Consider the following 23164-nt stretch of genomic DNA (forward strand, 5'->3'; position numbering starts at 1 on the left):
TCAGCCTCGGTTCCGGCGATGGGTGGGGTGATCAGCGCGGCTCGCCACGGCTTTCCAGGTGGTCAACTGCCTAGGAAATACAGGACAGTCATGGATACGGCGGTGGTCAGGATGATGCTCCGTAGCAGCCACGCAGGCAGGCGGCGGGCGACGTGCGCGCCGGTGAATCCGCCGGCCACCGCACCGGTCAGCATGGCGGCGAGGAAGTGCGCGGCGCTCAGTGCGTCGGAGGCGACGAGGAACAGCGCGGTTGCACTGAGATAGATGGCCGCGAGCTGGGTGACCCGCATCGGGTTGCTGGCGGCGGTGTCGAGACCGAGGCCGATGTTCCACAAAGCAAGCATCATGATGCCTACGGCTCCGCCGAAGTATCCGCCGTACGCGGCCAGTACGAACTGACCGAGCAGGACGGCCGTCGAGCTCATGCCGAGCGGGCGGCCCAGCGCGGTGCTCACTGCGCGGGAGACGTGACGCCCCAGAGCGAGGATCACGGTCGCGAAGGCGAGCAGCCACGGCACGGCCACGTCGAACGACGACGCGGGCAGCGTCAGCAGAGCTGCGGCGCCGATACCGCCCCCGACGACACTGATCGCCGTCAACGCCCAAGTGGGCGTTGTTCCCACGGGGGTCAGGTCGCGCCGGTAGACCCATGCGCTGGCCACGGCCCCGGGTACGAGCGCGATGGTCGACGACACGTTCGCCGTCACCGGGGACAGGCCGACCGCGACGAGAGCGGGGAGAGCCACGAACGTGCCACCCCCGCCGACGGCATTCAGCGCTCCGGCGGCAACACCGGCCACAAGGACGAGCAACAACGAGGACACCGGGCGAGCATCCCCCGTGGCGGACGGGCTCACAATGCGCAATCCGTGTACTCAGCCTAAGTCTGTTCCTTACCCTCGGGAGAGTGCGGTACGACTTGGACGACCTGCGGCTCTTCCTCGGCATCGTGGCTGAGGGGTCGATCACCGGTGGCGCGCGCCGGATGCACCTGAGCCTGCCTTCGGCCAGTGCCAGGGTGCGCGCCCTGGAACACCACGCGGGCGTGGCTCTGCTGGTCCGCGGCCGACGCGGGGTACGGCCCACTCCGGCGGGGACGACACTGGCCCGGCATGCACGCGAGGTGCTTGTCCAGACGGCCCGGCTCGAGAGCGCCGTCGCGAGCTACTCCCCGTCCCCCACCGCTCCGCTGGTGCTGCTCGGCGGTAGCTCCGCGATGCACCGGCTCGTGCCGCAAGCGCTGGTCTCGTTCCTGCGCGAGAACCCGGAGGTGGACGTCACGGTCTCCGAGAGCCGCACCCTGGACACCGTGCGACTGCTCGCCTCCGGCAAGGCGGACCTGGGCGTTGTCGTCGATGACGACGCCCGTGACTGTGACCTGGAGTTGGAACCCCTGGGCGACGACTCCCTCGTCGTGATCGGCCAGGCCGGCGGGATTCTCAACGGCCGCACCGCGCTTCCCTACAGCGAAGCCGCCGAGCACCCGATGGTCGGGCTCGACGCAGACTCCGCACTGCGCCGCTGGATCGAGAAGCACCTCGGGCCCCATGCTCCGGCGGTCCGTTACCGCACCACCGTCGCCGGCCTCAACCTCGTCGTCGCTCTCGCTGCCGCCGGAGTCGGCCTCGCCGTCGTCCCACGTCGCGCCGTCGACGGCCACCATCAGCTCGACGTCTGCGAACTGCAGGACTCCTGGGCCCGCCGCCGTCATCTGCTGGCCTGGGGCGTAAAGGATCACGTCTCCTCACCGGCCACCGAGGCCCTCGCCGAACACCTGCGCCGCGCGGCACAGTCCGACCTGTCCTCCCCCGCCGTACATGAGCAGCCTCCCGGCCAAGGGTTTGTCGTCGGCGACGCGTGAACGAGTGGTGGCGACGCCGGACATCCGGGCCTGCGGCGGATCCGCGCTTCAATGAAGGACGTCGGTGGCCGCGGGCTCAGGCATCCTCTGACGTCGCTTCGCGCGTCGTGCGCTCAGCACGCGGTCGGTTCCGGCAGCCAGTACCGCGGTGAAGGTGGTCGATGCCGCAAGAGCGAGGAGGGTTCGTCCTCCGAGACCCGCGGCTGTCCCCGCAACGGCGGCTCCCACGGAGGACAGGGCGATCTTCAACCCCGCGCTCGTCACGAAGATCTGTGCGCGGGCACCGGGCGGTGCGTAGGCGGACCGAGCGGCCAAGGTGGCCGTGAAGGAGGCCGAGTTGGCGACGCCGACGACGGCGAAGGCCACCAGTGCGAAGACGTAGCCGGGTGACAGCGCCGCCGTGAAGGTCACGACGGCCAACGCCGTGAACAGCCGTATCGCCAGGGTCTCGGGCTCTCCACGCAAGGGGAACGCCGTGACGAGCAGCGACCCGGCCAGGTTGCCCACGCCGTACGTCGCGATCAACGTGGCTCCTGCGGCGGCCTGGTGCGTCAGCCGCGGGCCGAACGCGGCTGCCACGACGGGAAGCGCACCGAGTTCCAGTGCACTGAGCATCGTCAGTACGGTGACTCTGCGCAGCGGCGCCCGTGACACGAGGAGGGCGATACCGGCCCGCATGCTGGGCGTACGATCCGCGCCGTGCGCCTGGGACTGGTCCGCCGGCAGCGCCCGGGTCAGCCCCGCGCCGCACACAGCCGCCGCGCACAGTACGAGCAGTGCGGTCAACGGGGCGTACGCCGCGGACAGGCCTGCGACAGCCGCGGGCCCGACGGTGCCGCCGATTCCGTACGTCATGGCGTCCCAGCCCTGGGCTCGCCGCTGGGCAGGCTCGTCGCGGCCGGCGATCCCGCCGAGGCGACTGCTCAGGCCACCGGTCAGGAGCGGGCCGCAGCATCCTGCCAGCGCGGCGCCCGCGATCGCGACGGCGATCGAAAGGTTGTTGAACGTGCTGGGTTGAACCCACTGGGTTGAGCGCGCTGGGTGAAGTTACGCTCTCTGTCTGCCTGATCATCGGACGGGCGACGGAGCAAGGAGTCATGTGAGCAGGTGGTCGGTCGCCCTGGATCAGTGCGGCATCAGTGATCCCGGTCTTCGCAGGGACTACGGCATGCAACGCACGATCGCTCGGCGGTTCGCCCCGGCGGAGTATCTGGCGGTCTGGCTGCTGCTCCCCGTGGAGCTGCATCCGTCTATCGTCGTTGCCGTTGCCTTCATGCACGAGACGGACAACCGCATCGACACCGGGGAGATGAGCGCTCGGCAGGAGGCTCTCCGTTCCTGGGACCAGCAGGTCACCGCCGCGCTGGAGAGTCTTGGCAACGCTGAACTACCCATGCTGAGGGCCCTTGCGGACACCACCCGGCGGCATCCGCACATGGCCGCACGTGTGCGCGCCTTCCTCGATGGAGCGTCGACGGAGGTCGCCTGGACGGGCTTCGACACCGAGAGTGACTTCCAGGCGTACGTGGACAGTTACTCGTTGCCCGCTCTCATGCTCACGGCCTCACTGCTCCAACCGCCGTCAGAGGCGGGCGCGTTGACGTTCCTCGCTGGTTGCCGGACGTTGATCGAGTCCATGCAGCGCATCGACTTCCTTGCGGATCTTGCCGAGGACACCGCTCACGGACGTATCGGCATCCCGCGTGACGACCTGGCCCGATTCGACCTCAAGACCGAGGACCTGGAGCGCAGTTCGGGTGAGCACCTGCCCGCCGTCGAGCGCCTGGTCGCAGCTCAAGCGCGCCTGGCCGGTACCGCACTCGATTCCTGCCGGGCCCTGCCGAATCTCGTCGAACCTGGATATCGGCCGTTCCTCGACACCCTGATCGCCGTCCAGCTCCTCCGTCTGCAGGATGTGGAGCGCAAGGGCGGCTCGCTCTTGGAACGCGGCGCAAGGCCCGAAGTATCGGCGACCCTGCGGCTTCTGCTGCGCCAGTATCGCAACGCCCGCAGACAGCGGCGCCGTTCCGGGTGAGCCCGACGACTCGGCGCGGCACGGGTCCGGTTGCTTGTAGCTGTGCGACAGCCGGCCACCTCACCGGGCACTCCGGGTGGCTCCGCACGGTGACAGGTAGGGCATTGCGCTTTGTGGCGCGGGCACGATGTCTTCGCCTTGGCCGTGGCGACAGGCCGCGGGAGCCCACTCACGTGGCCTGTGCACAAGAGCCCCTGACGGGGGGATTCGATCAAGGCAATTGCGGAACCTTTCCCCATTTTGGACGCCCGTTCTGGCACGACGTCCACACCCTTGCTTCGACTACGGCACCTGCTGCTCGGCCGGGGACGTATTGCCGCGGTGGACGACGACGACCGCTCCGAAGGTGACGGCCAGGCCGAGAAGGGCCTGAAGACCAAGCGGTTCGCCGAACATGAGGGCGCCCCAGGCTGCCGTGACGGGAGCCATCAGGAACATGAGCGTATTGACCTTGGTGACCCCCGAGCGCTTCAGGATGAGCCAGTACAGCCCGTACCCACCGAAGGTCGACAGGGCTATGAGCCAAGTGATGGCGGCCCAGAAGGTCATGTCAGGAGGGGGCGTCACGGTTCCGGTGCCTGCGGCGAGGGCCGTGAAGAGTACGGCGCTGGTGATGCAGTGGACGGTCATCGACGCCGATGCCGCGACCCGGGTACGAGACCTGTCCTCGAGGAACGTGGCCGCCACCAGCGACAGCATGCCGAGAAACGGTATGAGGTAGGCCCACCATGCGTCGGCGGTGTTCGCCGCTGCATCGGCGGTGGTGACCACGGTGACGCCAGTGGCGCCCAGGCACAGGCCGAGCCACTGCCTGGGCGCGACGTACTGACGCAACAGGGGTCCGGCGAGGGCTCCGGCGACCAGGGGCTGGACGCCGTCGATCAGGGCTGTGGTGCCGCTGGAGACACCGAGTTGGATCGCGTAGTAGACGGTGAGCAGATAGCCGCTCTGCGAGAGCAGGCCGATCAGCCCCTGCCGGGCCATGTCCCGCAAGGTGAGGACGCGCCAGAACGCGGCGCCTCCCGCTGCGGAGACAGCGAGCAGGATGACGGCCAGTGGCAGGAACCGCCACATCAGGATCGTGCTCGCGGGTGCACTGCCGGCGCCGAGCTTGGCCCCGATGAATCCGGAGCTCCAGCAGAGCACGAAGGCGACCGAGAGAAGGAAATTCACGCCAACGCCAACCTTCACCGAGTAGACAGATCTGTTTACTCAGCTCCCCACTATACCGATCTGTATACTCGTGCGGTATGGGTACTTCGGAGAAGCCGCGACGGATCACGATGACGCCCGCCGCACGTCGTGTTCTGGACACCGCCGCGCGGCTGTTCTATGACCGCGGCATCCACGCCGTCGGGGTGGACCTGATCGCGGCCGAGGCCGGGGTGACGAAGAAGACCCTCTATGACCGGTTCGGATCCAAGGCGCAGATCGTCGTGGAGTACCTCGCCGACCGCGATGAGCGCTGGAGAGACTTCCTGACCCGGCGGCTCGACGCCGCGGGACCCGCACCGCAGGCGCGCATCCTGTGCGTTTTCGACGCTTCCCGTTCTTGGGCGCAGGAGCACAGCTCAAGAGGGTGCAGCATGGTCAACGCGCACGCCGAGATCAGCGATCCGTCCCACCCCGCGTATCCGATCATCGCCGGACAGAAGGAGTGGATGCTCGGTCTGTTCACGGACCTCGTCACGGACCTCGGCTCGGACGCCGTACCGGCGGGATCGGCCGGATCCGCCCAACTGGCCCGGACGCTCATGCTGCTCCATGAAGGGGCCCTGGTCGCGCATGGCCTGAACATCTTCCCGGACTCCATCGGCCATGCCCGCGACCAGGCGCAGGCGCTTCTTGTCGCGGTCATGAGTGGCGAGGCCCGGAGCTGAGCGGCGCGACCGTCGCGTGGCTGCCGCACCGGGGTCACGCGCCGGACGATCGGCCCCTCGGCGAGCGGCCCATGCGGTTCAACAGCCGGTCCTGGACTGATACTTCGGCGGTGGGGGCGTCGGGCGGCGGTGCGAAGAAGCGATGGGTCGTGTCGGCCGCGGTGAGTGTCTCCGCGAGGCCGGCGTAGATGTCTTCCAGATGGGCGTCGGCCCAGGCAACCAACGATGTGTCGAGTTGCTCATCGGCACCGATCGCACGGGCGAGATCCCATGTGTGTATGAGGGTGTCCGTCGTCCGCACGGCCAGGGACTGCTCTCCGGGGACCTTGCCCAGGGGGTAGTCCAGAACACACGCCAGGGCAAGGGGCTCGGCGAAGGCCTCGGCGCACTTCTGCACCGAGCGTACGTAGGATCCGACCGGATCCACCCCGAGCGCATCCGCATCCCGTTGCTCCAGGAACTCCGCGCCTGTACCGCCCCGCACCAGGCCCACGTAGTTCAGGTTCCCCCGAGCCATGTGGTTCACCAACTGCCGAACGTTCCACTCGGGACAGGGAGTCGGCGCTTCCCACTGCTCGGGGAGAACCAGTCGCAGTCTGTGTTCGAAGCCGGTGCTGGCCAGTAGGAACCGGCTGACGATCTCATGCAGGTATTCCGTCATGTGCCGCATGATGTTCCGCCGGCGGTGCGGGTGCTGGCGGAGATCGGACATCGCGGTTCGGCGGCTGTCCCGGCAGAAGCGCCGGCAGGAAGCGGATGGCTGCAGCGCGACCAAGCGGTCTTGGCGATGTGTCGTGTGGCTTGGGTAGAGGCCATGGCAGGTGGGGCTGTCATGGTGATGAGGCCGTTGCGTGTCGAGCTGTCGCTGACGCAAGTCGCCTAACTGCGGCGTCGGTTGAGAGCGTGGGATCTCGTACCCGACGAGCGCATGCGGCTGGAATGTGTGCGCCTGTCGGGGCAGGGCCGGATCGCTCCCGAGATCGCGTCGCTGGTCGAGAAGCACGTGACCATCGTGCGCAAGGCACTGCACCGGTTCATCGACGGCGGGTTCGATCCGAGACCGGCCTGTCGGATCAGCCCGACAGGCCGGTGCCACGCCACCGAGGTGACGCGAACGGTGCGTCAGGCCGCATTTTTCTTCCCACGTCCCTCTTGACGGTACGCACGGCAAGGTTGTGCAATCGATTCCGTCATCGATTCCACAAGGAGTGTGTGTCATGGATCCCATGGACCTGCGCGGCCTCGTCCCGGCCCCCGTCACCGCGTTCACCGCGGACGGCGAGGTGGACCTTGCCGCCAACGCCGATCTGGCGCGGTGGCTGGTTTCCGTCAAGGGGGTCAAGGGGCTGGTCTGTCTCGGCCATGCCGGCGAGGGAACGTACCTGACCGCCGAGGAGCAGGTGGCGCTCATTCGCACGCTCGTCGAGGCGGTCGGCGGCCGGGTGCCGATCATCGCGGGCATCACCGGTGAGGGCACCAGGGTCGCGGCCCTGGAGGCCCGCCGGGCGGCGGACGCCGGTGCCGTCGGAGCGCTGGTCTACCCCTCGCACGGCTGGCTGCGTTTCGGGTTCCAGAAGGGCGCCCCGCAGGAGCGCTACCGGGCCATCCACGAGGAGTCCGGCCTGCAGAACATCCTGTTCCAGTACCCGGACGTCACCAAGGCGACGTACGACCTGGAGACCCAGCTGGAGATCGCCGCCCAGCCCGGCACCGTCGCGACCAAGAACGGTGTGCGCAACATGCGCCGCTGGGACACCGAGATCCCGGTGCTGCGAGAGAACTTCCCCGATCTGCAGATCCTCACCTGCCACGACGAGTACCTCCTGCACACCATGTTCGACGTCGACGGCGCCCTGGTCGGCTACGGCGGCCTCGCCCCGGAACCGCTGGTCGAGTTCATCGCGGCCGGCAAGGCGAAGGACTACGCGAAGGCGCGCGAGATCCACGACCGCCTGCTGCCCGTGACCAAGGCGGTCTATCACCGCGGCTCGCACATGGAGGGCACTGTCGCGCTCAAGATCGGCCTGGTGGCCCGCGGCATCCTCAAGGATGCAACCGTCCGTCCGCCGCTGCAGCCGCTGGCCGACGGCGCGGCCGCCGAGATCGAGCTCGCGCTCAAGCACGCCAAGCTCATCTGACCGACACCCGCCGCACCCCACCCCATCGGCCCGGAACTCCCCCTTGCCGGGCCCTGGCAGGATCGGCGGCACGAGCTGCCGATCCTGCGCCCCGTCCGCCGGCCCGCACCGCTCACCGCCGGCCGGCACCCCACCTCAACGGCGAGGAACCACATGACAACCTTTGTCGCCGACGGAGGAGCAGCAAGGGCCACGAACGCCGCACTCGTCGCCCGTCTCGAACGCCTTCCCGTCACGCGCCGCCTGATGCTCATCCGCGTCATCGTCGGCAGCGCCACCTTCTTCGACGCCTACACGGTCCTGGCGATCGCCTTCGCGATGCCGAAACTGGTCGACGAATGGCACCTGAGCGCATCCCAGGTCGGTCTGATCCTCTCGGCCGGCTACCTCGGGCAAATGGTCGGAGCGCTCGTCTTCGGATGGCTGGCGGAGAGGATCGGTCGCCTCCACACGCTGCTCATCACCATCGTGCTCTTCGTCTCGATGGACATCGCGTGCCTGTTCGCCTGGAGCGCCGCGTCCATGATCGTGTTCCGCTTCGTCCAGGGAGTCGGAACCGGCGGTGAGGTGCCGGTGGCCAGCGCCTATATCAACGAGTTCATCGGCGCCCGCAAACGAGGCCGCTTCTTCCTCCTGTACGAGGTCATCTTCCCGGTCGGTCTGATGTTCGCCGGCATCGCCGGATACTTCCTGGTGCCGACGTACGGCTGGAAGGCCATGTTCATCGTCGGCGTGATCCCGTCGGTGCTCGCCATCCCCCTGCGCTGGCTGATGCCGGAGTCACCGCGCTGGCTCGCCTCCAAGGGGCGCGTCGAGGAGGCCGACGCCGTGGTCAGGAAGCTGGAGGACGACGCCGTCAGGCAGGGCCTCGCTCTGCCCGAGCCCGTCGTCCGTCCCCTTGACCCCAAGGCCACCGCCCGGTCCGACTGGCGGGAACTGTTCAGGGGCATCTACCGGAAACGGACCCTCATGATCTGGGTCCTGTGGGCCTGCGTCTACATGATCAACAACGGTCTGGTCACCTGGCTGCCCACCCTCTACAAGCAGGTCTTCAAGCTCCCGCTGGAGACCAGCCTCGCCTACGGATGGATCACCTCGGGCGTCGGCGTCATCGCCTCCGTCGTCTGCGCCCTGCTGATCGACAAGGTCGGCCGCAAACGCTGGTACACCGCCGCCTTCCTGGCGGCGACCGTGCCACTGCTCGTCCTCACCGCACTGGGCGCCACCACGGCCACCCAGGTCGTCGTCCTCGCCCCCATCGCCTACGCGATCCTGCAGACCATCTCCTTCTCGCTCTACCTCTACTCCGCCGAGCTCTACCCGACCCGGCTGCGTGCGATCGGCACCGGCTTCGGCAGCGCCTGGCTCAGGGCAGGCTCGTCGATCGGCCCCCTCATGGTCGGCTGGATCGTCGCCGACCTCGGCACCCGCTACGTCTTCACGGCCTTCGCCGCCGTGGCGCTCGTCGGTGGCCTGGTCACGATGGTCTTCGCGATCGAGACCAAGGGCAGAGTCCTGGAGGAACTCTCGCCCTGAGCGTCCGGCGCCGCGGGTCCCGTCCGCGCAGGCGACGGCTTGTGCGGACGGGACAGCCGTGTGCAATCGATTCCTCATCGTGTTGCACAAAGGGTAGGCTGCTCGCGTCGAAGGGGTCCAGGAGAGGGGACGCGGAGAGCATGAGCGGTTCGGAACTCGAGGGCTCACACCAGGATTCCCCGGCTCCGACGGCCGGGAGCAAGCCGCCCACCATCGCCGACGTGGCCCGCGCCGCCGAGGTCAGCCCGTCCACCGTCTCACGCGCCCTCAACCGCGAGCACCGCTTCTACCGCAGCCCCTCTGCCGCACGGATCCGCGACATCGCCACCGAGATCGGCTACGCGCCCAACCCTGTCGCCGCCAACCTCCGCCGCAGGCAGACCAACACCCTCGGCGTGCTGGTGCCCCGCCTCACCGACACCGTGATGGCCATGCTCTACGAAGAGATCGCCTCCGCCAGCCTCAAGCGCGGCTACCACACACTCGTCGCCACCACCCACGACGACCCCGACCGCGAACGCGAGAACGGCGACGTCCTGCTCCAACGCCGTGTCGACGGCCTCGTACTCACCACCGCCCGCACCGACGGCGGCTTCTCCCAGGACCTCGTGGACAAGGGCATCCCGCACGTCCTGGCCCTGCGGACGTACGGGGACAGCTCCGCCGCAGTGGGTGACGACCGCCTCGGGGGCTACCTCGCCACCCGGCACCTCATCGACCTCGGCCACCGGCGCATCGCCCTGATCGCCGGCCCCTCCTACGCCTCCAGCGCCCTCGGCCGACGCGCCGGATACGAGGAGGCGCTACGAGAGGCCGGCCTTCCCGTCGACGAGACACTCATCATCCCCTCCAGCTTCAGCATGGAAAGCGGCGAAGACGCCGGCCAGCACCTACTGGGCCTCGCCTCGCGCCCCACGGCCGTCTTCGCCGTCAACGACAACACCGCCATCGGTTTCCTCGCCGCCGTCCAGCGCGCCGGCCTGCGCGTACCCGAGGACCTCTCCATCGTCGGCTACAACGACATCCCTCTCGCCAGCCGGCTGGCCGTGCCCCTGACCACCGTCCGCGTCCCCTTCGACGCCATCGCCGCAACAGCCGTCGACCAACTCATCGACCTCATCGCCGGCGTCCCCGCGAGCACCCGGACCTTCGCCCCCACACTCATTCCCCGGCGCACCACGGTTCGTGCGACCTGACCTCACGCGGTCACCAGGCGGGCTCGGATGAAGCAGAGGGTCCGGGCGGCACAGGCGGCGTGCGCACGAGCACGAGCGACTGGTTGCCAGACTGTCCGTTGGCCTGGGCACGGCTGGGGACCTTGGTGATGTCAGGGCGCAACGGGGAGGCTAGCGAGGTGCCGCCAGGACGTCCCGGAGTACGTCCTCGAGCGTGACGCGGGCCAGCTCCTGTCTCAGGGTCTCCTCAATGCCCCCGTAGATGCCCTGCATCGCCGGCTGGATGCCGTAACCCACCACGCATCCCTGGTCCGGGGTGGTGCGGTGCATCGCGAACAGAGGGCCGGGTTCCACTGCCTCGTACACGTCGAGCAGGGTCATCGACTTCAGCTCACGCGCCAGCGACCAGCCCGCGCCCACGCCCCGCCGGGACTCCACGAGCCCCGCCCTGCGCAGCTCGCCGAGCAGCCGCCTGATCACCACGGGATTGGTGTTCGCGCTGGTCGCGATCTGCTCGGAGGTGGCGACCTCGTGGCCCTGGCGCTGGTAGAGACCGATCCAGGCCAGCGCGTGGGCGGCGATGGTCAATCTGCTGTTGGCGCTCATGAACCCCTCATCTCGGCCGCAACGCTTCATGTTACGACCGCGCAGTCGTAACAGCAAAGGTTGCAATGGAGCAGTCGTAACAACTACTGTTTCGACTATCGGGAAGGGCCAATCAACGAGGTGAGAAGAATGAGCAAGCCGCTGACGGGCAAGGTCGCCCTGGTCACCGGAGGGTCGCGCGGACTGGGAGCCGCGACCGTACGACTGCTGGCCGAGCAGGGCGCCGACGTCGCGTTCACCTACGTCAGCTCCGAGAAGCAGGCGCAGGCCGTCGTCGACGAGGTGCACGGCAAGGGAGCCAAGGCCGTCGCCTTCCAGTCCGACCAGGCAGACACGAGCCGGGCGCCGGCGCTGATCGACGACGTGGTCGCGCACTTCGGCGGCCTGGACATCCTCGTCAACAACGCGGCGATCTCGGTGGAGCAGGGCCGCACGGTGGACGACCCGGACGCCGACACCGCCGCACTGGACCGGATGCACGCCACCAACTACCTCGGCGTGATCGCGGTCATCCGGGCCGCCTCCCGAGTGCTGCGCGCGGGCGGCCGCATCATCACGGTGAGTTCCGGACTGGGCTCCCGGGTCGGTGTCCCGGGCCTTGCCGACTACTCGGCGACCAAGTCAGGGATCGAGAGGTACACCATGGGCGTCGCACGCGACCTCGGGCCCCGGGACATCACGGCCAACGTCGTGGAGGCCGGACTGATGGAGGGCGGCATGGAAGGGCCGGACCCCGAGACCCTCAAGGCCCTGGTCAGCTCGCTGTCCCTGCAGCGCGTGGGGCACCCCGACGAAGTCGCCGCGGCGATCGCCTTCCTGGCGAGCCCCGCCGCGTCGTACGTCACGGGCGCGGTCCTGGACGCCCACGGCGGCTACAACGCCTGAACCGGAACCCTGCCGCGCGCCCCGAAGGACATCGCGCCTTCGGGTGCGCGCACCGCTGACGAGCACCACCAACACCATGGCGCACACCCGGCGTGCGGTGAGCCGCTCGCGCGGCACGACGAAGCCGACCGCCCCCACGGCAGGGCTCAGCGCGAGCATTGGCGGCCGCCGCGCGCCCGAACCCCGGTCGACCGCACGCCCTTCTTCAGGAAGCCAGTGTCGTCAACGATCCGGACCGCCTCCGGGGCGCCCAGGTGCTCCCAGGCATCCGCCCGCACCGTCTCCCACCCCATAACCAGCACAAGGCCCCAGCTACCCCACCGTCACGCAAAAGACCGTTGCAGTATCAGGTCGTGCGGCGCAGTGCCAGCACGGCGTTGTGACCGCCGAAGCCGAACGAATTGCTGAGCGCGAGATCTCCCGTCGTCGGCAGTGGGCGTGGCTGTCCGGTGACCAGGTCCACGTCGATGGCCTCGTCCTGCGTCTCGCACCCGAGGGTGGGAGGAATCAGCGCGTGGTGCAGGGTCAGGACGGTGACGACGGCCTCCACTCCGCCCGCGGCGCCCTGCAGATGCCCGAGGCTGCCCTTGAGCGCGGTGACCGGCACGGACCGGAGTCCGTCAGGGCCGCCGAGAACTGCCCCCAGGGCGCCGGCCTCGGCGAGGTCGCCGTCGACGGTAGCGGTGGCATGCGCGTTGACGTGCACGACGTCCGCGGCGTGACCGCCCGCGTCCGCCAGTGCGCGCCGCATCGCGAGCGCGACCCCGCTGCCCGACGGGTCGGGCGCGGCCATGTGGTGGGCGTCGGCGGAGAGCCCCCAGCCGGCGGCCTCGCAGTAGATCCGGGCCCCTCGGGCCCGTGCGTGCTCCTCGGCCTCGAGCACCAGCAGCCCGGCCCCCTCGCCGTTGACAAACCCGTTCCGGTCCTTGGCGAACGGCCGCGACGGTGAGCCCGTGTCCAGTCCGTGGGTGGACAGCGCACGCATGGCCGCGAAGGACGCCATGATCGCCGGCGTGACGACGGCCTCGGCGCCACCGGCCAGGGCGACGTCTATCCGGCCGTACCGTATGCGGTCGATCGCCTGGCCGATCGCCTCCGTTCCCGAGGCGCAGGCACTGGTCACGGTGCGCGCCTCCCCGGTCAGGTGCAGCGCGAGGGAGATCTGGGACGCGGCCTGCGAAGGCACGGTCATGGGTGTGGTGAGCGGCGAGACAGCTCGTGGCCCCTTGTCCCGCAGGTTCCGGTCTCCGCCGACGAGGACGGAGGCGTCACCGAGGATGGCGCCGATGCTCACCCCGGCCCGCTCCGGGTCGAGCCCGCTCTCCCGGGTGCCGCCCTCGGCGAAGCCGGCGTCGGCCCATGCCTCCCGCGCCGCCAGCACGGCGAACTGGGCAGCCCGGTTCATCCGTCGGGCGGCCGGCCTCGGCAGGAAGTCCACCGGATCCACGGGAACGGTTCCGGCGATCCGTATGGGCAGGCCGGCGAACTCCTCGCCCTGCAACTCCCTGATTCCGCACCGTCCGTCGAGGAGTCCCTCCCACAGCGTGCTCGTTCCGACTCCCAGCGGGGTGATCGCTCCCAGTCCGGTCACCACGACCCGTCGCGGTCCGATGCCGTCGGCCGGGCGGACCGGTCGTGGCAGGAGCCGTACGACGTGGTCGCGCGGATCGCGCGCCGCCCGCTCGCGCAACTCATCGTCGGCGAGCGGCTTGACGGCGGAGCGGTCCGCGTCCCGGTGCCAGAAGCCCCACCGACGTGTGTACGACTCCTCGACGGCCCGCGGATCCACGGTCCGCAGAATGCTGACGCGATCGCCGTCGCGGAAGCGCGCGGCGCCGAGATCGGCGGAGTCGACGCGGGCGGCCTTGTCGATGTCCGTCCGCCGAGCGGAGACGGTGACACGGCGCGTCGGTTCGAGCAGTTCCTCGTGATCCCTTCCGCCGAGCGGCGGCCGCAGGGCGACGCGGATCGTGTCCGGTGACTCCGGCAGCACGTGGGTGACCACGTACCACCTGTCTTCGCCGACATCGCTGTCCGACAGGGCGAGGAGGTCACCGGGGAGGAGTTCGGCGGCGGTGACCACGTCGCGGGGCGCGGGAAGGTCCGAGGAATGGCGCATGAAGGCAACTGGCTTTCTGGGCTCGGGCTGAGGTGCCGAATGGGTCGTCCGGCGAGGTGGCGCGTTCCGGGCCGGTGTCGGACTGTCCGGCACACCGGCTCATAATTAACCATCAACTGTTGGCCAACATACGTTGACGACTATGCACAGTCTGACACAGCTCGCCGGCGCAGCCGGGCCCGGACCCTGCCGGTGCTCCATGCCCGACCCTCCCCCGGTACGGCGTGGCGTCGCAAGGAACCTTACGACAGCGGCCGAAACACCAGATGCAGTCGGTGAGTTGAGGGCGCTGTTGCTCGGAGCCGTCTCACTGAGCACCGCCGCGCTGGCGATCATGCCGAATCCCCTTGCGCTCGGCGTCGCGCTGGCCATCGGCGGCACCACCATCGCACCGGCGTTGACCGTCTACACCGCCATGGCCGGCCGTATCGTGCCCGCAGGTATGCGGAACGAGGCCGGCACATGGCTGGTGACCGTTCCTGTCGCGACCAACTCTGCGGGCGGCGCCGTCACAGGTGTCATCGTCGACCACGACGGCACAACCTGGTCGTTCCTCTTCGCAGCATTGGTCATCAGCGCAGCGACGGTCGTGGCCGCCCGTCCGGCCGGCTCTGTGGCGCGGGCAGATTTCGTTACGGCAGACGATCAGGACGTACAGATTCGGCATACCTGTGGCAGTGAATGCACGAGTGAGTGAGATGTTGGCTGGCTCGCGGGGTCAAAAACGTTGCATCACACCCGGTATATGTTCCGTGAGGCGGGCCGGTCAGGTCGGTCGGGATGCCAGAATCCCGGCGCCCATCTCACCCTGCTCGGCCGTGTCGGCGGGGAACGCGCCGTCTACGCGATGGTGCTCTTCCCGATCGTGGTGCTCCTGCTCTCGGCAGACTGATTCGTCACCGACCGCGGCTGTCAAACGGCAGCCGCGGTCCTGCCGGACCGTGCCGCCTGCCCCTTGGCGGCGGCGGAGTCGAGCATGGTGTAGAAGACGGATCGCTGCTGCTTGATCCGCTGAACCTCACCACGAGCGACCAGGTTCTCAAGGGTGTTGCGTACGACCTGGTCAATGAACCTCCGCTCCGGGTATGCCTGTGCGAGAGCGCTGGTGACTTCGGCGGCCGAGCGCGGCTGACTGTGCTTGGCCAACTCCTCGACTGCGAGCACACGCAGCACGGGCGACGTGTTCTTGTCCCGCTCGGAGGAGGCCGCAGGCTTCGCGTCGTTGCCCTTGCGAGCAGCCTTGGCCGTGTCTCGACGTGGCGAACCCGCCCCGGCTCTGGAGCCCCCCTTCCTCTTTGCCTTGTCACCCTCATTGCCACGCCGCCGGTCGGCGGGGCGGCCATCGCTGATCGCCTGACGCATGCTCAGGAGCAACGCGCGATCACCCTCGAGCACGCTCAACCGCTCCTGCAGTGTCGCGATCTCCGAACTGATCCGGTCCTGTTCCTTCGCGTTCCCCTCCAAGTCGGCGTCGAGCCGCTCGGCATACTGGGACTTGAGGTCGGCGTGGTTCGGGCCGGCGTCGCCTGACATGTGAGACCTGCTCTCTGAACGATGTCCTTGTGGCGGATGCTACCCATGTCGGCTGTATCCCGGAGACCCCTGTGGACAAGCCTGCCAGGTGGTGAGATGACCGCCGCCGCCAGACATTACAAGTGTATGACCGTCGAGTCACTCCCCGCCCTTCGTCGGCAGCTACCTCATCGTTCACCTGTCAGACCGGCGAATGTGAGCCCGATTCGTGTGCGGTCCGCACCGTCGGCGAGCAGGGCGTGAAGGAGCAACCTTGCCTTCGGTGCGTCGAGGGGACCGGCGGGGATCAGGCCGCGGCCAAGGAGGTCGAACTCGGATCCGGGGCCTTGGTACGTACTGCTGAGGATCGGTCCCGCACCGGTGCGTGAGGCGAGGACCACCGGCATACGGGTGGTGAGGCGCTCCAGTGGCTGGACCAGCCAGGCCGGGGCATGCCCGGCGCCGAAGGCCGCCACGACGAGACCGTCGAAGCGGTCGTCCACCGCGTCCAGGAGCTCCCCCTGATCCCCCAGCGACAGCGTGACCAGGGCGATGCGAACCGGGCGGCGCAGGCTCAGCGGACGCTCGACGGTGGGTGTCGGGGGCCGGAGCAGGATCCGGGGTCGGCCCTCGACCACCGATCCGAGTGGACCCGCACCGGGCGAGGCGAAGGTCGCGATCGACGTCGTATGTGCCTTGCGGACGTGCCGCGCGGCGTGGATCTCGTCCGCCATCACAACGACGGCGCCGAGGCCACGGCACCGCGGATCGCCGGCCACGGCGATGGCCGCCGTCAGGTTCGCGGCACCGTCCGCCCCCGGTGAGTCGGGGCGTCGCATGGCTCCGGTGACCACAACGGGCTCTTGGTGCGCACACAACAGGTCGAGGAGGAAGGCGGATTCCTCGATGGTGTCAGTGCCCTGTACGACGATGGCACCCGAGCCCGCGGCCCCCGCCTCATCGATCAGACCGGCGAGCTCTGCCAGGTCGTCGACGGTCAGCGCCGAGCTGGGCAGCCGCCGGAAGTCCTGCAGGCGTACCGCGATGTCGTCGGTGGGTGCCAGGCCGGCCAGGACCTGGGCACCGGACAGACGGCCTGGGCCTCCCTGTGCGGCCGAGATCGTTCCGCCGAGTGTGAACACGGTGACGGTGCTCGCCATTCGCACTCCATGTGTCTCATACGTTCCGCTCAACCTTTGCCTGCCACCAGGTCCTGCAGGAGTGAGGTCAGAACCGAGTTGGTCGTCATAGCCATGTCGTCATAGCCATGGGGTCAGGCCAGGAGTCCGGGTGTCCAGGTGTTTGGTCCATCGGGGCACCGAATCACTGTGCCAAAAGCCGCCGAATCACGGTGCCGAAAGCCCTGGCGGCATCGACCGGTTCAGGCAGGCCGTCGCGCTGTTTCACATGTTGCTACCGCTCAGGACGCTGCCTGTTCACTGTGCTTCTTGATGCCGTTGCCCTCGAGCGAGAGATAGCGTCGGGTGGTCGAACCGGCAAGGACGCCGACGATCCCCGCCAGCACTCCACTCTGGTGGACGGACAACGTGAGCTTCACGCCGCCGTTCTCCTCGGTCAACGCGTGGACACCGCGGGTGGTGATGCCGCCGCTCTTCGATTCCCAGGTGAAGGAGTGCCCCTCGCGGATCTCGGTCACCGTCCACACCGCTTGGCGAAGCTTCGGCTGCTTGATGGAGAACCGGTTTCCCACCAGTACCGAATCGGTGTCCAACGACTCGACGGAGTCGATGGACGGCGTCAACTCCGGCCAGCCGCCGATGTCGGAGACAACGCTCCACGCGCGTTCGATCGGAGCGTCAATGTGGGTGGAGAACTCGAAGTCCGGCACGACTGCCTCTCAGAGTGATGTGGGTCCTTGCTCGATACACCCCCGCGATCGCATCCATCCAACCTGTGGCGCACGTGTATGACAAGGGGCCGTCCTTCGCGGGATGGCCCGCCCTGGACTCCACTCGCTACCTCTCCAGTACCGCCAGGATCGCGGGGGCGTAGCGGTCGACCAACGTGTCTACCGGCTGCGACGTCACTGCGGGGATCGCCAGCAGATAGCGGCCCAGGGCAAGCCCCAGGAGTTGACAGGACACGAGTGCCGCGCGCTCTGCCGCCTCGCGGTCGTCGAGCGCTGCTCCGAAGGCGGGACTGACCTGCTTCATGAAGATGCTGCGCATGTGCTCGGCGGCCTTCTGGTTGGTGACGGCCGAGCGCAGCAGGAGCAGGAGCGCGTCGTCGGCGGCATCCCCCTCCCAGCGCTGCAGGAAGTGCCGCACCACGACTTGGGGGAGTTCGTCGGCCGGTACCGCTGCCAGGTCGGGCAGCTCCAGATCGATGTCGACGGCGGCTGCGAAGAGCTGCTCCTTGTTGCCGTAGTAGCGCATGACCATGGAGGGGTCGATGTGGGCGTCCGCGGCGATCGCCCGGATGGTGGCCTTCTCGTAACCGTCGGCGGCGAACCGTGCCCGCGCTGCCGCGAGGATTGCCGCGCGCGTTTGGGAGCCTCTGGACCGTTGTGCCTTTTCTGTCATGCCAACGAATGTAGGCCAACAAAGTTGACTCTCCAAGTCGGCGCTCAGGGTTTGCCGGCCGCTGCAAGCCAACACTCGTTGACCGTTCTGGCGCCAAGGCCGGCCGTGTTCACTCCACGTCGGCGACGACCGAACCGACGCGTTCGGCCAGGCCCGGGTCGCGTCGCACCAGGAGGGTCGCGTAGCCGACGGCTGCGAGAAGGGCGGCCAGGGCCGCGTACGGGAACCAGTTGTACGGCGCGGGCTGGCCGGGCTTGGCGAGGTAGTAGAGCGGGACCAGGATCGAGAGGGCACCGATCGCTGGCAGGACCAGGTGCCGTACCGTCCGGAACTCCTGCGGCCGGTACCTGCGGTAGTACAGCGGCAGGGCGATGTTGGAGGCCAGGTAGACCAGCAGGATCAGGATGGCGCCCAGGCTCGAGGACTCGGTGAAGAAGACCACGGGGTTCATCGGGCCGCCGTCGGAGCCGAGCAGATGCCCCAGTGCCCAGCCGCCGATGATCAGCAGAGAGGTGACGGTGAAGGTGACGATCGCGTTGTTCGGCGTACGGCGGGTGGGGTGGACGTAGCCGAAGAACGACGGGAGGAGTCCTTCCCGTCCGGCGTTGAAGATCAGCCGGGCCTGGGAGTTGATGCCCGCGATCAGGACGCCGAGGGTGGAGGTCAGGCCGCCGATATAGGCGACGACCGCCAGCGCGCCGAGCGTGTGGTGGGCGACGTCGATGAAGGGGATGGCGGAGTCGCCGAGCCGCTGGACGTCGTAGCCGAAGCCGGTCACGGTGGCGTAGGCGAACAGGATGTAGCTCACCGTCATGATCGCGACGGAGGAGAACACGGCGCGGCCGACGTTGCGCCGTGGGTTCTCCGTCTCCTCGGCCAGTGCCGCGGAGTTCTCCCAGCCGACGAAGAGGTACACGGCGAGCGGGAAGCCCGCGGCCAACCCCCTGAAGCCATGGGTGATGTGGTCGGGCAGGAACGGGTCGGCAGAGAGGTTGCCGCGGTGTTCGACGACGGCCGCAACCGAGACCACGACCAGGACCAGCATCTCCACGCCGAAGAAATAGCCGGCCCACTTCGTGGAGACCACGATCCCACGCAGCATCAGGACGACCGCCAGCCCGGTCAGCAGCAGCGTCCAGATGATCCACGGCAGGTCGACGCCGGTGTAGTGGTGCAGCGTGATCTGCACGAACCCGCCCGAGATCGCGATGACGGAGGCCATCGCGATGATGTAGCCGAGGCCGGCCAGCAACGCGGTGGTCACGGCACTGACCGGCCCGAAGGTCTTGCCGACGAAGGTGATGAAGCTGCCCGCCGACGGGTGCGCCCGGGAGAACTCGGCGAGCGTGTTGCCCAGCAGGGCGACGGCGACGCCCGCGGCGGCGATGGTCAGAGGGGACGCGATGCCCGCCGTGGTGGCCAGGAAGGCGAAGCCGAAGAAGAAGCTCATGGCCGGGCCGACGTTGGCCATCGTGGCGGCGGCGATGTCCGCCATACCGAGCACGCCGCCGCGCAGACGCTGGGGCGCGCCGCCGACGGGGCCCGATGTCGGCGGCAACGGGCCGACGGCTCCGGGGTCAGGCATGGCGACAGCTCCTTTGCGGAGTAGCGGTGCGAAAGTGCGCGAGTGCGGCGGCTCGGGGCGGCCGGCGTCGGCGGCGGGCGTCAGTCCGGCCCCGCGTGCTGGTGTGCCTTCACCGCGTCCACGGCCGGCGCCATCGCGCCACGGATGAGCTCGTCGAGCAGGTCGGCGTGGTGGCGATTGCGCGCCCGTACGACTTCGGGTGCCGGGGCGAGCTGCAGCAGGCACTGGCGCCCGAGCAGATCGGCGGCGAACTCGCGGATCCCGGGGCCGCCGAGCGCTTGAGCGAGGTCGAGGTGGAAGCGGGCCTCCAGTTCCAGGAGTCGTCCGGGATCGTCGGCCCGGTCCATGTCGTCGACCAGCGCCCGCAACCCGTCGAGCCGGCCGTCCGGGACATCGCCGGCGGCGTGCGCCACGAGGCCGCACTCCAGCAGCAGGTGGAAGGCGTCCAGCGACGCCGCCTCGTCGGGGTCGTGCAGCAGGGCGACGACCGTGTCCCAGTCCTGCGCCACGAAGGTGCCTCCCGACCGGCCCCGACGGCGGTCGAGCAGCCCGTCCTGGCACATGCCCTCCAACGCGCGGCGCACGGTGATCTCACTGATCCCGAGCTCCTCGGCGAGGACTCCGGCGTCCGGCAACCGGTCCCCCGGCGCCTCCGACTTCAGCCGTACCCGCAGGGCGATCCGCGAACGGACGAGTTCCGATCCCGTGGGGCCCCGGCCAGGCAGGACATGGGTGTCCAGCACCCCACCGACCGGCGCGGGCCGCGCGGGACCTGGCTGGCTGTAGGGACCGAACTTGCCCGCTGCGTTCACCACGACGCCACCCTAACGGCGACCACTCTGCTGGTACGTGCACGAAGGCTCCCCTGGGGGCCGGAACACGGGGGACGAGGCGCAGGCGGCACGGAAATCGCAGCTCAGCGCTGAAGCGAAAAATAGAGCAAGGTGAACATTTAAACAAGACTGTTTTTTTAGATCGTACTGAACTAATTTCGTGCCGCCCTGGTCCGTACTCCCTCATGGATGTCGAGATGACCACACGTCCCCCTGTCCCCGCCCCTCCCGCCGCAGACCCGCCGGCCACCGCAGACGGCACCGACGCCCCGTCCGGCTCAGGTCTGCAGGCCGGGCTGAAGAACCGTCACCTGTCGATGATCGCGATCGGCGGCGTCATCGGCGCCGGCCTGTTCGTCGGCTCCGGCTCCGGCATCGCCGCCGCGGGCCCCGGGATCCTCGTCTCCTACGCGCTCGTCGGACTCCTCGTCGTCCTCGTGATGCGCATGCTGGGCGAGATGGCCGCCGCCAACCCCACGTCCGGCTCCTTCTCCGCGTACGCCGACCGCGCGCTGGGCCGCTGGGCCGGGTTCACGATCGGCTGGCTGTACTGGTTCTTCTGGGTCGTGGTGCTCGCCGTCGAGGCGACCGCCGGAGCCAAGATCCTCGCCGGCTGGATACCCGCCGTACCGCAATGGGGCTGGGCCCTGATCGTCATGATCGTGCTCACCGCCACCAACCTGGTCTCGGTCGGTTCCTACGGCGAGTTCGAGTTCTGGTTCGCGGGCATCAAGGTCGTCGCCATCGCCGCGTTCATCGTGATCGGCGGCCTCGCGTTGTTCGGTCTCCTGCCCGGCTCCGACCACCCGGCCAGCGGCTTCACCAACCTCACCGCACACGGCGGCTTCCTCCCCAACGGCCCCGGAGCAATCCTCACCGGCGTCCTCATGGTGGTCTTCTCGTTCATGGGCAGCGAGATCGTGACGCTGGCGGCAGGCGAGACGGCCGACCCGCGGGCCGCGGTCACCAAGGCGACCAACAGCGTGATCTGGCGCATCGCGGTGTTCTACCTGGGCTCGATCCTGGTCGTCGTCTCGTTGCTGCGCTGGGACGACCCGGCGATCCTCAAGGACGGCTCGTACGTCGCCGCACTGAGCTCCATCGGCATCCCGCACGCCGGGCAGATCATGAACGCCATCGTGCTGACCTCCGTGCTGTCCTGCCTCAACTCCGGCCTGTACACGGCCTCGCGCATGGCCTTCTCCCTGGGCCGGCGCAGTGACGCCCCCGCCGCCTTCGGGCGGACCGCGCGGGGCGGAGTGCCGCAGTCGGCCATCCTCGCCTCCGTGGTGTTCGGCTTCGTCGCGGTCGGCTTCAACTACCTGTGGCCCGACACGGTCTTCCAGTTCCTGCTCAACTCCTCCGGCGCCATCGCCCTGTTCGTCTGGCTGGTGATCTGCTTCTCCCAGCTGCGGATGCGCAGGATCATCCAGCGGGAGACGCCCGAGAAGCTGGTCGTCAAGATGTGGCTCTACCCGTACCTGACCTGGGCCACCATCGCCCTGATCACCTTCGTCCTGGGCTACATGCTCACCGACACCGCTGAGGGCGGCGGCCGCGACCAGGTGGTTCTGTCCACCCTGGTGGCCGTGGGCGTCGTGGTCTTCGCACTGCTCCGCCAACGACTGTCCAGCAGGAAGAAGACGTACGACAACGTCCCCCAGTCCTGACGAGCCCATGCATGGAGGCGGGACAGGCCAGGCCGGCGACGGTTCGGACTGTCCCGCCCACGCGCATGCGGGACTTCACCCGATCGCCGACCAAAACCCGTGCTCTGAAGGCCGGTTACTGAGTCTCGAACCCGTCGGCCCGGCTCCAGTGGAGAGTGTCGCCACGCCCGAAGGTGGCCTGACTCCCGTCAGCGGAGACGGAGACCCGCTCCCAACCGTCGAAGTCCTTCTTGACGTTGACGTTCCACTCGGTCAGGGTGCCGGTGCCGACGGCCGCGATGGACTCGGTCGGGGGCTCGCCGTCGTAGCAGTAGGTGCCGAAGTCCGCGATCGCCGCGACCGTTCCGCCGTTGGTCCGCAGTTCGATGCCCTGGCAGGCGTCGGTCTTGGTGCCGTGGACGACGACCGGCTTCGTCCAGGCCTTCGCCCGGGGACTGTAGTGCTGCTCGACGAGCCCCTTGCCCCGGCGGTAGTACATGGCCACCCGGCGACCGTCGTCGAGTTTCACCTGGGCGTTGAACGGGCTCGGACTGCCGCTCCAAGGCCAGTCGCTCTTCCCCAACTCGGAGGCGTACCCCGAGGAATCCGCGGAAGAATCCGCGGAGACACTCGGGGAAGTGTCTTTCGCCGCCGACTCCTGGTGACCGCACGCCACCGCGGCCACCATCACCGACACCGCCACCGAACCCCAGGTCAGAACCCGGCTGCCAGCCTTGCGCATGCATGTCTCCCGTCGCCTCGCCGAAGCATAGGCGGACTGATCCGTCCGCGGCGTCCCGGCCCGCG

The 23164-nt window shown here is 68.7% G+C and carries 23 protein-coding genes; 10 read left to right on the forward strand and 13 right to left on the reverse strand.

What is annotated here, in order from left to right; all coding sequences use genetic code 11:
- Positions 1-62: 62 nt before the first annotated feature.
- On the reverse strand, positions 63-824 hold the full coding sequence (locus OG303_RS04005; protein ID WP_405864762.1) for a sulfite exporter TauE/SafE family protein: 762 nt from the start codon (positions 822-824) through the stop codon (positions 63-65).
- A gap of 83 nt (positions 825-907) precedes the next feature.
- Here OG303_RS04005 and OG303_RS04010 point away from each other — a divergent pair, with 83 nt between their 5' ends.
- On the forward strand, positions 908-1861 hold the full coding sequence (locus OG303_RS04010; protein ID WP_405864764.1) for a LysR family transcriptional regulator: 954 nt from the start codon (positions 908-910) through the stop codon (positions 1859-1861).
- A gap of 48 nt (positions 1862-1909) precedes the next feature.
- On the opposite strand, the gene OG303_RS04015 is transcribed toward OG303_RS04010, so the two are convergent.
- Positions 1910-2716, reverse strand: coding sequence for a hypothetical protein (locus tag OG303_RS04015; RefSeq protein ID WP_405864766.1), 807 nt, complete (start codon positions 2714-2716; stop codon positions 1910-1912).
- 244 nt (positions 2717-2960) lie between these two features.
- Between OG303_RS04015 and OG303_RS04020 the strand changes: the two genes are divergently transcribed.
- Positions 2961-3896: a squalene/phytoene synthase family protein gene (locus tag OG303_RS04020; RefSeq protein WP_405864768.1), complete on the forward strand. Its 936-nt coding sequence runs from the start codon at positions 2961-2963 to the stop codon at positions 3894-3896.
- A 282-nt stretch (positions 3897-4178) separates the two neighbouring features.
- On the opposite strand, the gene OG303_RS04025 is transcribed toward OG303_RS04020, so the two are convergent.
- Positions 4179-5069 carry a DMT family transporter gene (locus OG303_RS04025; RefSeq protein WP_405864770.1) on the reverse strand — a complete coding sequence of 297 codons (891 nt, stop codon included), beginning with the start codon at positions 5067-5069 and terminating at the stop codon, positions 4179-4181.
- Between the two features lie 77 nt (positions 5070-5146).
- Between OG303_RS04025 and OG303_RS04030 the strand changes: the two genes are divergently transcribed.
- Entirely contained in the window at positions 5147-5776 is a 630-nt protein-coding gene (locus OG303_RS04030) for a TetR/AcrR family transcriptional regulator (protein ID WP_405864772.1), read from the forward strand.
- A 34-nt stretch (positions 5777-5810) separates the two neighbouring features.
- Here the strand turns inward: OG303_RS04030 and OG303_RS04035 are convergent, their stop codons facing one another.
- Complete coding sequence (locus tag OG303_RS04035; protein WP_405864774.1) at positions 5811-6779, reverse strand: TIGR03086 family metal-binding protein; 969 nt, start codon at positions 6777-6779, stop codon at positions 5811-5813.
- 214 nt (positions 6780-6993) lie between these two features.
- Here OG303_RS04035 and OG303_RS04040 point away from each other — a divergent pair, with 214 nt between their 5' ends.
- The 3 genes from OG303_RS04040 (at position 6994) to OG303_RS04050 (ending at position 10646) form a co-directional block, all read left to right on the forward strand.
- A complete protein-coding gene (locus OG303_RS04040; protein ID WP_405864776.1) occupies positions 6994-7914 on the forward strand; it encodes a dihydrodipicolinate synthase family protein in 921 nt (306 codons plus the stop codon).
- A 153-nt stretch (positions 7915-8067) separates the two neighbouring features.
- Positions 8068-9450, forward strand: coding sequence for an MFS transporter (locus OG303_RS04045; protein ID WP_405864778.1), 1383 nt, complete (start codon positions 8068-8070; stop codon positions 9448-9450).
- Between the two features lie 140 nt (positions 9451-9590).
- Positions 9591-10646: a LacI family DNA-binding transcriptional regulator gene (locus tag OG303_RS04050; protein ID WP_405864780.1), complete on the forward strand. Its 1056-nt coding sequence runs from the start codon at positions 9591-9593 to the stop codon at positions 10644-10646.
- A 150-nt stretch (positions 10647-10796) separates the two neighbouring features.
- On the opposite strand, the gene OG303_RS04055 is transcribed toward OG303_RS04050, so the two are convergent.
- Positions 10797-11231 carry an Rrf2 family transcriptional regulator gene (locus OG303_RS04055; RefSeq protein ID WP_405864782.1) on the reverse strand — a complete coding sequence of 145 codons (435 nt, stop codon included), beginning with the start codon at positions 11229-11231 and terminating at the stop codon, positions 10797-10799.
- Positions 11232-11360: 129 nt separating this feature from the next.
- On the opposite strand from OG303_RS04055, the gene OG303_RS04060 reads away from it, so the two are divergent.
- Positions 11361-12116 carry an SDR family NAD(P)-dependent oxidoreductase gene (locus OG303_RS04060; protein ID WP_405864784.1) on the forward strand — a complete coding sequence of 252 codons (756 nt, stop codon included), beginning with the start codon at positions 11361-11363 and terminating at the stop codon, positions 12114-12116.
- Positions 12117-12462: 346 nt separating this feature from the next.
- Here OG303_RS04060 and OG303_RS04065 read toward each other — a convergent pair whose 3' ends face one another.
- The gene (locus OG303_RS04065) at positions 12463-14235 is read right to left on the reverse strand and encodes a beta-ketoacyl-[acyl-carrier-protein] synthase family protein (protein WP_405864786.1); all 1773 of its coding nucleotides are present in this window, start codon (positions 14233-14235) and stop codon (positions 12463-12465) included.
- Between the two features lie 280 nt (positions 14236-14515).
- On the opposite strand from OG303_RS04065, the gene OG303_RS04070 reads away from it, so the two are divergent.
- Positions 14516-14932 (forward strand): hypothetical protein, encoded by a 417-nt coding sequence (locus OG303_RS04070; RefSeq protein ID WP_405864788.1) that lies wholly within the window; start codon positions 14516-14518, stop codon positions 14930-14932.
- Positions 14933-14980: 48 nt separating this feature from the next.
- Positions 14981-15127, forward strand: a complete 147-nt coding sequence (locus tag OG303_RS04075; RefSeq protein WP_405864790.1) for a hypothetical protein — start codon at positions 14981-14983, stop codon at positions 15125-15127.
- Positions 15128-15147: 20 nt separating this feature from the next.
- Here the strand turns inward: OG303_RS04075 and OG303_RS04080 are convergent, their stop codons facing one another.
- The 6 genes from OG303_RS04080 to OG303_RS04105 all read right to left on the reverse strand — a co-directional run bounded on the left by OG303_RS04080 (position 15148) and on the right by OG303_RS04105 (position 20690).
- A complete protein-coding gene (locus OG303_RS04080; protein ID WP_405864792.1) occupies positions 15148-15768 on the reverse strand; it encodes a hypothetical protein in 621 nt (206 codons plus the stop codon).
- 167 nt (positions 15769-15935) lie between these two features.
- Entirely contained in the window at positions 15936-16907 is a 972-nt protein-coding gene (locus tag OG303_RS04085) for an asparaginase (RefSeq protein WP_405864794.1), read from the reverse strand.
- A gap of 260 nt (positions 16908-17167) precedes the next feature.
- On the reverse strand, positions 17168-17596 hold the full coding sequence (locus tag OG303_RS04090; protein WP_405864796.1) for an SRPBCC family protein: 429 nt from the start codon (positions 17594-17596) through the stop codon (positions 17168-17170).
- A gap of 127 nt (positions 17597-17723) precedes the next feature.
- A complete protein-coding gene (locus OG303_RS04095) occupies positions 17724-18290 on the reverse strand; it encodes a TetR family transcriptional regulator (protein ID WP_405864798.1) in 567 nt (188 codons plus the stop codon).
- 109 nt (positions 18291-18399) lie between these two features.
- Positions 18400-19875, reverse strand: a complete 1476-nt coding sequence (locus OG303_RS04100) for an APC family permease (RefSeq protein ID WP_405864800.1) — start codon at positions 19873-19875, stop codon at positions 18400-18402.
- Between the two features lie 80 nt (positions 19876-19955).
- A complete protein-coding gene (locus OG303_RS04105) occupies positions 19956-20690 on the reverse strand; it encodes a FadR/GntR family transcriptional regulator (RefSeq protein ID WP_405864802.1) in 735 nt (244 codons plus the stop codon).
- Between the two features lie 215 nt (positions 20691-20905).
- Here OG303_RS04105 and OG303_RS04110 point away from each other — a divergent pair, with 215 nt between their 5' ends.
- Complete coding sequence (locus OG303_RS04110; RefSeq protein ID WP_405864804.1) at positions 20906-22378, forward strand: amino acid permease; 1473 nt, start codon at positions 20906-20908, stop codon at positions 22376-22378.
- Between the two features lie 115 nt (positions 22379-22493).
- On the opposite strand, the gene OG303_RS04115 is transcribed toward OG303_RS04110, so the two are convergent.
- Positions 22494-23099, reverse strand: a complete 606-nt coding sequence (locus tag OG303_RS04115; protein WP_405864805.1) for a hypothetical protein — start codon at positions 23097-23099, stop codon at positions 22494-22496.
- Positions 23100-23164: the final 65 nt, after the last annotated feature.

This window comes from Streptomyces sp. NBC_00005 (assembly GCF_045160215.1).
Taxonomy (GTDB): domain Bacteria; phylum Actinomycetota; class Actinomycetes; order Streptomycetales; family Streptomycetaceae; genus Streptomyces.